At 48.6% G+C, this 12085-nt stretch carries 10 protein-coding genes; 8 read left to right on the forward strand and 2 right to left on the reverse strand.

Annotation, left to right across the window (positions count from 1 at the left end):
• Nucleotides 1–175: 175 nt before the first annotated feature.
• Nucleotides 176–1732, reverse strand: coding sequence for a transcriptional regulator TyrR (gene tyrR, locus C2M29_RS12935; RefSeq protein WP_105190157.1), 1557 nt, complete (start codon nt 1730–1732; stop codon nt 176–178).
• A gap of 459 nt (nt 1733–2191) precedes the next feature.
• Between tyrR and C2M29_RS12940 the strand changes: the two genes are divergently transcribed.
• The 5 genes from C2M29_RS12940 (at nt 2192) to C2M29_RS12960 (ending at nt 8106) form a co-directional block, all read left to right on the forward strand.
• A complete protein-coding gene (locus C2M29_RS12940; protein WP_105190158.1) occupies nt 2192–3661 on the forward strand; it encodes a peptide MFS transporter in 1470 nt (489 codons plus the stop codon).
• A 264-nt stretch (nt 3662–3925) separates the two neighbouring features.
• The gene (gene hppD / locus C2M29_RS12945) at nt 3926–4972 is read left to right on the forward strand and encodes a 4-hydroxyphenylpyruvate dioxygenase (RefSeq protein ID WP_105190269.1); all 1047 of its coding nucleotides are present in this window, start codon (nt 3926–3928) and stop codon (nt 4970–4972) included.
• Between the two features lie 130 nt (nt 4973–5102).
• Complete coding sequence (gene fahA / locus C2M29_RS12950) at nt 5103–6413, forward strand: fumarylacetoacetase (RefSeq protein ID WP_105190159.1); 1311 nt, start codon at nt 5103–5105, stop codon at nt 6411–6413.
• A 189-nt stretch (nt 6414–6602) separates the two neighbouring features.
• Nucleotides 6603–7715 (forward strand): M23 family metallopeptidase, encoded by a 1113-nt coding sequence (locus tag C2M29_RS12955; protein WP_105190160.1) that lies wholly within the window; start codon nt 6603–6605, stop codon nt 7713–7715.
• A gap of 7 nt (nt 7716–7722) precedes the next feature.
• Complete coding sequence (locus tag C2M29_RS12960) at nt 7723–8106, forward strand: bactofilin family protein (RefSeq protein ID WP_158684732.1); 384 nt, start codon at nt 7723–7725, stop codon at nt 8104–8106.
• Nucleotides 8107–8109: 3 nt separating this feature from the next.
• On the opposite strand, the gene C2M29_RS12965 is transcribed toward C2M29_RS12960, so the two are convergent.
• Complete coding sequence (locus C2M29_RS12965; RefSeq protein ID WP_105190162.1) at nt 8110–8583, reverse strand: hotdog fold domain-containing protein; 474 nt, start codon at nt 8581–8583, stop codon at nt 8110–8112.
• An 859-nt stretch (nt 8584–9442) separates the two neighbouring features.
• Here C2M29_RS12965 and C2M29_RS12970 point away from each other — a divergent pair.
• The 3 genes from C2M29_RS12970 (at nt 9443) to C2M29_RS12980 (ending at nt 12011) form a co-directional block, all read left to right on the forward strand.
• Complete coding sequence (locus tag C2M29_RS12970) at nt 9443–9670, forward strand: hypothetical protein (RefSeq protein ID WP_105190163.1); 228 nt, start codon at nt 9443–9445, stop codon at nt 9668–9670.
• A gap of 204 nt (nt 9671–9874) precedes the next feature.
• Nucleotides 9875–10225 carry a hypothetical protein gene (locus C2M29_RS12975; protein WP_105190164.1) on the forward strand — a complete coding sequence of 117 codons (351 nt, stop codon included), beginning with the start codon at nt 9875–9877 and terminating at the stop codon, nt 10223–10225.
• Nucleotides 10226–10814: 589 nt separating this feature from the next.
• The gene (locus C2M29_RS12980; RefSeq protein WP_267894154.1) at nt 10815–12011 is read left to right on the forward strand and encodes a multidrug effflux MFS transporter; all 1197 of its coding nucleotides are present in this window, start codon (nt 10815–10817) and stop codon (nt 12009–12011) included.
• The last annotated feature ends 74 nt before the right edge of the window (nt 12012–12085 follow it).

Raw genomic sequence — 12085 nt, forward strand, 5'->3', positions numbered from 1 at the left:
TACAGGTAAGACCAGCATGGTATCATCGCTTTAACTAAAGCTCACCTCTTGCTTAACCCTTTAGTAAGTAGCGCTAATACGTTGAATTTTTTACCTTCATTTTTTAGCGCATAAAAATGGGCACCTTTTGGTGCCCATATAAAGTTGATATTGCCAGTAACGCCTAGATTATTGCCTATACCTTCACGGTTTTACGGTTTATGCCGTATTCGCGCAACTTATTGGCTACCGCGGTGTGACTGAGCCCCAGGCGTTTGGCTAACTGCCTTGAACTGGGATACGCTGGATAAAGCTTACGCAACAAGGTGGCTTCGAAGCGTTTGACCGCCTGATCTAAGCTGCCTTCAAAGTCCGACTCCAGATAGCCCAGGTCATTGGTAAAAGTCGGCAGTTGCAAATGCTCTATGGTCAGCTCACTGTCGTCGAGCAAAGACACGGCGCGATAAATGGCATTTTCCAACTGGCGCACGTTGCCCGGCCACGGATATTGCTGCAAATACTCTATGGTTTCTTCGCTTAAGCTGGGAACCGGGGCACCGTTTTGCTGCGCATATTTTTGCACAAAATGCTCGGCCAGCGGGCCGATATCGGCCTTGCGATCGCGCAGTGGGGCTATTTCTAGGGTCAATACATTGATGCGGTAATAAAGGTCTTCGCGGAAGGTTCCCTCTTGCACCATGGCCGGCAAATCTTTTTGCGTTGCGGCAATAATGCGCACGTTTACCTTAACCTCGTTTTCATCACCCACCTTGCGGAACGTGCCGTCCTGCAAAAAACGCAGCAGCTTGGTTTGCAGTTGAGATGACATCTCCCCTACTTCATCGAGGAAAACGGTGCCGCCATCGGCTTGCTCTAACACTCCGCGTTTTGGCGCGGCGTTGTCTTCATAACCGGCGTAACCAAAGAGTTCGGACTCGGCAACATCGTCGGGAAGTGAAGCACATGACAGCGCGATAAAGGGTTTAATGGAACGGTTTGACGCATAATGGCAAGCTCGGGCCAATAGCTCTTTGCCGGTACCTGTTTCGCCGGTGATAAGTATAGGGGCTTCCAGCTGCGCCATCTTACGAGCTTCGCGCACGGTGCGACGCATCGCCGTGGAATAGTTATGTATGGTGGCAAAACTTTCCTGGCCGTAGCGACGAAATGCACTGACCTGCTGTCCCAATCGGCTCTGCGATTTAATGTTGATCACGGCACCGGCTAGTGCATCCTGATCATCCCCTTGGGGCACAGAAATAGGCAGAATGTCGGCAATAAAGTCTTCTCCGCCAACTTCCACTCGGGTGGTTTGTCCCAATACCTCTTTACCCTCAAGCCAGCGAGTAAAGTTAAAGCCTTTGAGCAGGTTGTTGATGTTGGCGCCAACCGCTTCTTGCTCTGTCATTTGCAAATCGCGACAGGCGGCGGCATTGCATAAGCGCACCCAGCCCTTGTTATCGATGGAGATCACGCCATCGGGCAGTGCACTTAGGAGGGTATTCAGTTCATTATGCTCACGCTCCGAAGGCAAAAACGCCGTGGTGCGTACATCCTCGACGCCGTCAATTAGGCGGATGGAAGGCATGATTTTTTGAAACTGTTCAAACTCTATGGGCGGGAAACTAACATACATGCGGCAATTCTTGGCATCTACTTCAATGCCTTTTAAATCAACCTGATAGTTAACCAATATATTTAGTACCTCTTGGGCGATACCAATTCGGTCCTGACAGTAAATTTCAAGACGCATGTGTTCCTCAGTAGCGGGTTATCAGTATGGCTGGCGCAATCATACGCTAAATTAACAATAATTGGGTAGCAAATTGTAAAGAATATTGCACAAATTTGCTAATACTTTATTGCTAGGCCGTAATATCACCGCACAGCATCTGGTTCATTTACCGTTAAGTCGTAGGACTTCCCCTGATGCCAGTGGATATGTATACTGTGGCGCGTTTGTCGCTAGGGTAAAGTGGCGCCCGCTCTACCAAACTCGGTAGTTAGCCGCTCTTTTATCCTGCCGATACAGGCCGACTACTGAGGTCTCACCCGGAGGTGTCAACCGAGGTTTCACCCTAGGTTACACCGACTAAAGCCGTGTTTTAGTGCGGCGGCTAAAGTAGCAAAAGCAACAACAATAAGGCCTCACAATTAGCAGCGATGCTCGACATTGCAAAATAATAAATTTGTTAGTTAGGAAGTATTTTTAATGAGTTCAGCACCAAAAACAGGTGATTTTCTAGGTCACCCTAAGGGGCTCTTCCTGCTGTTCTTCACAGAAATGTGGGAACGCATGAGCTACTACGGTATGCGCGGTATTTTCGTGCTTTACCTTTCTACTATTGCTACCGCTGCCGCCATGGGCTGGGATATGGCCTACTTCGGCATTGACCCTATGTCAGCAGGCGCCGACGAAGAATATCAAAAAGCATTGAATTCAAATGCCCTAAGCATCTTGGGTTTCTATGCCTTCTTAGTATATGTAACGCCAGTACTTGGCGGTTGGTTTGCAGATAACGTCTCGGGCCAACGTAAAGCCATTATCACAGGTGGTGTGATCATGGCCCTGGGTCAATTTGCCCTGGGTACGCCTCATGCCATGGTGCCAGGCTTAGAGCTTGAATTTATGTACCTGGGTCTTGGCCTACTGATTATCGGTAACGGCTTCTTCAAGCCAAACATCTCCACCATGGTAGGCGACCTTTATTCTGAAGGTGACAAACGTCGCGACGGCGCATTTACCATTTTCTACATGGGTATCAACCTGGGCTCTATTCTAGGCTACTTCGTAGTAGGCTCTATCGGTGAAAAATTCGATTACCAGTATGGCTTCTTAACTGCCGGTGTGGGTATGCTTCTTGGTGTTATCCTGCAGTTGGCTCTAGCTAACAAGTACCTGGGTAATATCGGTACCGTGCCTGCAGCGAAGCAAGGCGGTGACGACAACCAAGCTGCTGCTAAAAAGCCTCTTACTAATGAAGAGCGTGACCGTATCAAAGTTATTTTGATCATGAGCTTCTTCACCATCATTTTCTGGGCCGGCTTCGAACAAGCTGCGGGCTCAATGAACTTATTCGCTAAATACAAAACCGACCTGGTATTCTTTGGTTGGGAAATGCCGGCGAGCTGGCTGCAAGCGGTTAACCCTATTTTCATCATCTTACTAGCGCCTATTTTTGCCAGCTTCTGGATACGTATGGGAGACAGAGAGCCGGATTCACCGCGCAAATTTGCCCTAGGTATGTTCTTCCTTGGCCTAGGCTTTATCTCTATGGTAGGTGCGGCATTGCAAATTGGTGATGATGCCAATACTAAAGCCCATGTGATCTGGTTGGTCATGGCCTATGTATTCCACACCATGGGTGAGCTTTGTTTATCGCCTATCGGTCTGTCTATGGTATCTAAGCTAGCACCACTGAAGTACACCTCACTCCTTATGGGTATGTGGTTCTTCTTCTCGGGTATCGGTAACTATGCGGCCGCTGAAATCGGTAAGCTAGTTGGTGATGCAGGCCCATTAAGCACCTTCGGTGGCGTGGCCATCATGGCGTTCCTCGCTGGTATCTGCTTATGGTTGATGGCTGACAAGCTAGTAGACTGGATGCATGGCGCAGAAGGCACTCATGACGAAGAGCAGCTGCTAGAAGAAGAATTAGAACTCACTGGTGAGAAGCAATAATTCTTTCATAGATGTCAAGGAAGGCGCCCTAGGGCGCCTTTTTTATTGCCCAATTTAACGAAAACCTTACACCAGTATGATTTCGTCCACTAATGTTTACACTTTACCCACTAGTTAATTAGCCTCTCACTCTTTCGCTTTCGAACAAATTCTCCGATTATGCCCTCAAACTATTATGGCTCGATGGCGATGGCGGCGCTTTATACGCAGCAACGACCTTTACCGCCAACGCTAAGCCAAACACACAGCAAGTGGAGCAAAATCATGAGTGAAGTAAATAACCCATTAGGCCTCAAGGGCATTGAGTTTACCGAGTACGCAACACCTGATGCGGACTACATGGACAAGATCTTTACCGACTTTGGCTTTTCAAAGTTAAAGAAATTCAAAGATAAAGACATCGTTTACTACAACCAAAACGATATCCATTTCCTACTGAACAATGAGCGTGGTGGCTTCTCTGCAGAATTCGCTAAGAGCCACGGCCCGGCCATTTGTTCTATGGGCTGGCGTGTAGAAGATGCGCAAAAAGCATTCGACACTGCCGTTGAGCGTGGTGCCAAACCAGCAACCGATTCAACGCACAAAGACATGCCTTACCCTGCTATCTACGGTATCGGCGACAGCCTGATTTATTTCATCGACCAGTTTGGTGACAAAGGCAGCATCTACGACACCGACTTCGTAGACCTAGAAGAGCAAAACGTTGTAGAGAGCAAAGGCTTCCTTCGCATCGACCACCTGACCAACAATGTGTACAAGGGTACGATGGAAACCTGGGCTAACTTCTACAAAGACGTATTCGGCTTTACCGAAGTGCGTTACTTCGACATTAAAGGTCAGAAGACGGCCCTATTGTCTTACGCCCTTAAATCACCATGTGGCACCTTCTCGATTCCAATCAATGAAGGTAAAGACAACAACAACAACCAGATCGATGAGTACCTAAACGAGTACAATGGCCCAGGTGTACAGCACTTAGCCTTCTTGACCGACGACCTTGTTGCCTCACTTGATAAGCTTGATCAAAGCAACATCGCGACCTTGGACATCGTAGATCACTACTACGACACCATCTTCGACCGTGTTCCTTGGGTTAAAGAAGATAAAGAGAAGATCAAACAGCACCAAATCCTGGTAGATAGCCAAAGCGAAGATTGTTACCTACTACAAATCTTCACCAAGAACCTATTTGGTCCTATCTTCATTGAGATGATCCAACGTGTTGATGATGGCGGCTTCGGTGAAGGTAACTTCCAGGCCCTGTTCGAGTCTATCGAGCGTGACCAAGAGCGCCGTGGCGTTATCTAAGCGCTCCTCAATCTAGCGCCAAAAAGCAGCGCCCACCTTTGTGTGGGCACTGCTTTTTTAAGTTCCGAGCCCTTGTTTTTTTTATTGTTGGCTCAATAACAGATAAAAGCTTTAGCAAAAGGAATAACTCATGCAACTCAATGAAACGCACGATATTAACCTGACCAGCTGGGTCAGCTCTGCGAACGATGGCAAAACCGATTTCCCAATCCAAAACTTGCCTTTTGCCACTTTCCGCCGCGCCGGTAGCAGCGAAGCATTCCGTGGTGGCGTCGCCATTGGTGATCAGGTAGTAGACCTAGCCGCCGTGGCCAAACTAGGCATTTTCAGCGGTCTTGCTCAAGAAGCCGTTGAAGCCGCGTCACAAACCAGCCTAAACGCCTTTATGGCCATGGGTCAGGCACACTGGTCGGCACTGCGTCTTGCGCTTTCACAAGCACTGCGCACAGGCAGCGAGCACGAGCAAGCACTAAGCGACGCTTTGATTGCCCAATCGGAAGTTGAATATGACTTGCCTTGTCATATCGGCGATTACACCGACTTTTACACTTCAATCTATCACGCTACCGCGGTAGGCAGCCTGTTCCGTCCGGACAACCCTTTGCTACCAAACTACAAGTGGGTTCCAATCGGCTACCATGGCCGTGCTTCAAGCATCGGCGTAAGCGGTCAAACCTTCCCGCGTCCTAAGGGCCAAACTAAGGCACCTGATGCGGATACGCCGTCTTTCGGCCCGTGTAAGCGTTTGGACTACGAGCTTGAGCTGGGTATTTACCTGGGTAAAGGTAACGAGCTGGGTGAGTCGATTGCTCTTGATGACGCAGACGAGCACGTATTTGGCTTCTGTCTATTTAACGACTGGTCGGCACGTGATCTACAAGCCTGGGAATACCAGCCGCTGGGTCCATTCCTGGCGAAAAACTTCGCTTCGACTGTGTCTCCATGGGTTGTTACCAATGAAGCCCTGGTTCCTTATCGCCTGGCCTGGACTCGTGACGAGAAGGATCCACAGCCACTTGAGTACCTAGAGTCGGCTAAAAACCGCGAGCAAGGTGCCCTTGATATTCAAATGGATGTGTCGGTAGAAACCGAAAAGATGCGTGCCGAAGGCACACCGGCAGCCAAGCTGTCACAATCAAGCTTTAAGCACTCTTACTGGACCGTAGCGCAAATGGTTGCCCACCACACGGTGAACGGCTGTAACTTTAACGCCGGTGATATGCTGGGCTCGGGCACTCAGTCTGGTCCTGAGCATGAAGAAGCGGGTTCGCTACTTGAGCTATCGCGCGGCGGTAAAGAGTCACTAGACCTGGGTAACGGTGAAAGCCGTAAGTTCCTGGAAGACGGTGATACCGTGATCATGCGTGGCTGGTGTGAAAAGCAAGGTTTTGCACGCATCGGTTTTGGCGAATGTCGCGCCACCGTTTTACCTGCCAACTAATACATTGTAAGGCAGCGTCTCCTTCTAACATAAGCGCTTTTATAGCGAGGAAGGATAACTAATAAAAATGCAGCTTTCGTGCTTTTATCCACGATAAGCTGCTTTTTTTTGCGGCCAATTACAATTTTTTGCTGGCTTTTTAAGCTCACCTTGTTATCTTAGCAACGTTTTTGTCAGTAATTTGTCTCTATGAAGTTAAAAATATCATACTTTATTGCTAAGTACTTCCCTGCACGGCAGCTCTTAATTCGCCAAGAGGGCGAAGTAACAGTGGTTGAATTAACAACCAAGAAGCAGTGTGCCATGGCGCTTAGTGCTTTTGTATGTGTTGCTTCTTTGGCCTCCTTTGGTGCCTATAACTTTTGGCAGCAGAACCAGTTGCAGTTGAGCAGCGGTGATATCATTGCCGAAAACGAGCACTTACGTCAGCAAGTCGCTCAGGCACAGCAGCAACAAGAACAATTTATTGCCAAATTGAGCAAGCTGGAACAACGCCAGCAACTGACTCAAAATGTATTGGCCTCCTTGCCTGCATCACTGATGCCGGAGCAAGGCATTCCCTTCGAGGCCAGCGACACCCCAGCTGTGGACAGCAGCGTCGATGAACGTTTAGCGACGCTACAGCAACGTCAATACGACACCTTTTCATTGCTCGACCAGGCCATCGCCAAACGCGAACAGTTGCTTGGCGCCGCGATTGCGCGCGCCGGCCTACCCAGCACTGTGATGGATGAGCTGATCGCAAAAAGCGAGGAGCAGGTTGCCCAAGGTGGTCCGTTGGAGCTACTTGATGCCGACGAGCAGGACACCAGCTCGCTCAGCGTGGTCGATAAGCTGTTGACCCTAAATCAGCTTGAATCCATGTTGGCGCAGGTACCACACATGTTACCGGCAGCCGATTATTATATTTCCAGCAGCTTTGGCCTGCGTAAAGATCCCATGAATGGTCGCCGCGCTATGCACAAAGGCGTAGATTTGGCGGCCTGGCGTAACACCGAAATTTTTGCTCCTGCGGATGGGACCGTAGTGCGTGCCGGGCGTAACGGTGGTTATGGGCGTTTCATCGAGATAGAGCACGCCAATGGCTTTACCACACGCTTTGGACACTTAAATAAAATCCACGTTAAGCGCGGCGACATCGTCACTAAAGGCGAAGTCATCGCATTAATGGGAAGCACCGGTCGCAGTACCGCAACTCACCTCCACTATGAGGTGTTGCACAATAATAAACATATCAATCCGGTCAAAATCACCAAGGCATTAACCGATGTTTTCAAAGAACAAAGATACACAGAAGAGTAGTCCCGTTTTGAATACTAATAAAAATAATAATACCCCCTCGTTAATTTCCGCAGATGTGCGCCTCAGTGGCTCACTGGTTAGTCAAGGCGAAGTGCAGCTTGATGGTCGCATCGAAGGCGACATTAAAGCCGAGATTTTACTGATTGGCAGTCAGGGCCATGTCGAAGGCAGTGTGGAAGCGGGTGAAGTGACCATACGTGGCCGTGTGAGCGGCTCTATTCGCGCCAACAAGGTCGCCATTGAAAACTCTGCCCAAGTTCAAGGTGATGTTTTTCACAACACCCTAAGCATCGCCGCCGGTGCGCAGATGGAAGGGCAAATCAAACAACTGAACCAGCAGGAAACGCTGTCGGTTGTCAGCAACGATGACGCCCTGGTAGCCGAATCTTAAAGGCTACTTTTTTCGCGCGGTGATGTACATGGTGACAGCCGCGCGAAACACCAACTCTCCACGCATATTCACTATCTCCACCGGTACCACTAGGTCTTCTTTATCTAACCATTGATGGGGCATGGGTATTTTCGCCGTCGCCTGCATATCGGTATCAACCTTGTTTAGGTACTCCACCTTCATCCCTTTGGGGATCCAGCGATGGGTTTTATGGGGCACGGTCGCATCCGTCATCACACCGGCCACCAATTCAGCCAAATTACACTGGGCAATCGCATGTATGGTACCGATATGGTTATGCACGGCACGACGGTTTTTCACCTTAGCCACACACTTACCCGGCATCAGCTCAGTGATTTGCGGTTTGATGGAGGAAAAATACGGCGCTTTCGCGCACACGGCCTTTGAAAACAGCCAGTGCCCACAGGGCCACTTAGTGAACTTTTGATAGGTACGTAATAATGGGGGTGCAGTCATTGTTCTTCTCCTTAAGCACTCATCGTACCAGTAAACATGCGTTTGGATTTAAATGCAACTACATCCTTAGTCGTATTTATTGGTATTGAAGGTTCAAGCTCTACTAGTAACGGAGACACCGTGACTTCATCACGAATAGGAACTTCTGTTCAGGAATGAATCTTTTGCACAGATGCTAATGCAATTAATAAGTTAGATCTTGTCGCGGTGGGCGATGAGCGACCGAAGCACGGCTTCGCAGCGCGAGGAGGTGGAGGCAAGGAGGCCGACAGGAGCCCCGCTTCAAGGATGAATGGCTTGCACATACTTTTAACCCCCCGTAACCCAACATTGCATTATTTCCTCAACGCGCTTCGAGAAGTGAACGTAACCAGCGCGCACAGGGCGTCCATGCCCTGAGCACGCTTTCCCCCACTGCCCCCTCCTCGCTGAGTTCGTCACCTTCAAGCGGCGAGAGTGAAATTGTTCACTCTCTTATTTCCGCTTTCAGCCCTGCGGGCGATTACTCTTCTCGCATCGCGTTTCGGATGCAATGTAAGGGGATTTAGCTGATAAATCTGCGTTTCAATTTAGGTTACCGCAAACTGTAAATCTGATTAGAGCGAGGATCGGACGTTCATCCTTCCACCGAAATCACAGTGTATACATCCATAACCCTGAGTTTCTCCCATAGTCAGGAAAACGACCCATTGGGTCGTTTTTGTCGTGTCCACGTTTAGAGCAATGTAGCGTAACTTCAATGCTGGTAAGTACTTCCTAAATTTGCTATCAATGGTCATAGGACAAAAACGAGACAGGTTGCGGCAGAAAAACGACCCAATCGCTCGATATTAAATTGTTATACGTTTAAGAGGGATTCATGCGTTACATTTTGGTTTTAGTTTTTCTTTTCGTAACGAGTGGCAAAGCACTTGCCGATCAGTCGGTCACAATTTTTGTAAAAGAAACCACCTATTCAATAAACACCTCGGATGAAGAGCTGAACTCAGCAGAATTGGAAAGCAAACTGAAACAACTTAAGTTTTCATTGGTAACGTTAGCGTTGATTATTGTGCGGGCCCAGTTATGGTTGCTGAGGTTTATGTAGCAATTGCAAATGCAAACCCTTCAATTAAAGACGTGCACCTAAAAGCAAGTGGCAGCCATGAACAAAGCAAATGTAAAAACGTATAACAAGTTGCTTAAGTTCGTTCGTGAACTCACTGGGACAATTAACAGTTGGCTTGCAACTTCGCGTCAGTATAGCCAACTGTCAATTGCCCCTTAGCAAAGCGTTATAACAAGGACGTTCATGAGAAATTTCAAACTCTTAATAATTGTATTTTCTTTTTCTACATTCTCTTATGCTGAAGAGTGTATTCCGAAGTCTCAGTTTCAAGAAATGTTTAGCTCGGGAGTTTTTGATTCTTATTTTAAGCACAGAGTTGTTCTGGAAGAGCAACTTAATAATTTGGAAATAATCAATCTTGTGAGAGCTACGTTAGATTCAACTGTTGAAGATCAGTTAACAGCAATAGAACTTATCGACGCAAAGACTAACATGCAACTAGAAGAAATCGCTTTAGCTGCGACCTTCAAAGAAAACAAAGAGTTATTTTTAAATCAAAAAAAAGCGCATTCTGAATGTAATTGGAAAAGTTAGAAATGTAAGAGCAAACCCTAATTCGCAAGTTTTTACCGATGACACTCCATTAAATAAACTTGAAGGTCTATTTTTGCAATAAGGTAATCTAACAAACCAATTAAGTTCGGGACTGCCAACGCTTGGTTCAGTTCCGATTCGCTACAAAAATTTAGCCAAGCATTTATCAGCCTCTTATTGAGACGTTCACCGCCCGCTTCTGACACTTACCAGCCCATCAGCAAACTCTGAAGTATCAGGTGTCGCCTCTCCCGTTTGGATTCGCGCTGGAGAAATCGGCTTTTGTTGTGAAGCGTGTTGTTGATAGCGAGACACGATGTCGAGCTAGATTTATCAGGACATGGAGAGGCTGTTAAATCGCATCAACACCTAAGCGGAACGTTTAACAAAAACCTGAGTTCGTAAGCATTGGCGAATCACGGGTTCGCGGAGTTTCCAAAGAGGGAGTCGAATCACTCCCTCTTTGGTTGTCGTCGCCAACGCGACAAAATAAACGCGACAGACACACAAAACATTTCCACATTAATGCTGGCATCTATTTGGAGACATTTTTACAATACGTCTTTGTAAGCTAGGCCGTATTATTATCGTGAGTTCTTCTTCAGTTACCCCGAGCATTCAACCGAGTAAATCCCTGATCGCCGTATTAATGATGCTAGTGGTGTTTTGCCCGCTGGCCATCGATATTTACCTGCCCGCCTTTGTGGTGATGGCCAATGATTTCCAGGTATCACAACAGCAACTACAGCAAACGGTGGCTATTTTTATGCTCACCGTGGGCTTAGGTCAGCTTATTGCCGGCCCCCTGGCCGATAAAATAGGCCGCCGCCCCATCGCCCTTGCCGGCATAGTCATTTATGCCCTGGCCGCCGCGGCCGGTGCCATGGCCCGTGATTTGAATTGGCTGCTGGTAGCCCGTGCCCTGCAAGGGTTCGGTGCCTGTGCTACCTTTGTTGCAGCGTTTGCCATCGTACGCGATGTCTTTGGCCCGGCTCGCAGCGGCCAGATGCTGACCTATTTAAATGGCGTGGTGTGCCTTATCCCTGCCCTGGCGCCCATTTTAGGGGCCTGGCTGACGCTACGTTTTAACTGGCAAAGCAATTTTATCTTTATGCTGATATGGGCTGTGTTCGGTGCCCTGGCGACCTGGTTTATCTACCGTGAAACCCGACCGCAGGATAGCCACTATCAGGGCCATATCTTCGATTTACGCCGCTTCACGCCAATTTTGCGCCACCCCGTCTTCCTGTTTAACGGCTGCATCACCATGCTGACCATGGGCTCGATTCTAATGTTCGTCACCAGTGCACCGGGGTGGATCATCGAACATCTGGGCGAGGATATCCCAACCTTCACGCTGTGGTTTTCCATTAATGGTGCCATTAGCATGGTGGCCTGCTTTATCGCCCCGCAACTGATCAAACGCAGCTCACGCCGCGCCTTACGGCTGGGTTTAACCCTGATGCTAGTGTGTGCCATTGCCTTGGTGGCGGGTCAACACAGCCCACATGCGGCGGCGCTGATGATACCCATGTTCGTAGGCGCCCTGGGTTATGCGCTTATTCTTGGCAGTGCCGCAGGCGCCGCCCTCGCCCCCTTTGCCAAACAGGCAGGCACAGCCTCGGCTCTGGTTGGCGTGATGCAGATGAGCGGAGCAGGAGTCTTGGTGCTGTTAACCCAATCACTGCCGCTGACGGCTCCGGCGTTAATCGCCCTGCATATCGCCATGCTGCTGCCATTTTGGCTTATTCTACTCGGCAGCAAGGGAAGAATGTTACATAAATAAGACAAACTGTTGCAATTTTAGCCAGTGTTTTATGAATGAACTTTCAATGCTGGCTTCTGTCCCCATAGTAGTCC

Source organism: Pseudoalteromonas sp. T1lg48, from assembly GCF_002964785.1.
Classification (GTDB): Bacteria; Pseudomonadota; Gammaproteobacteria; order Enterobacterales; family Alteromonadaceae; genus Pseudoalteromonas.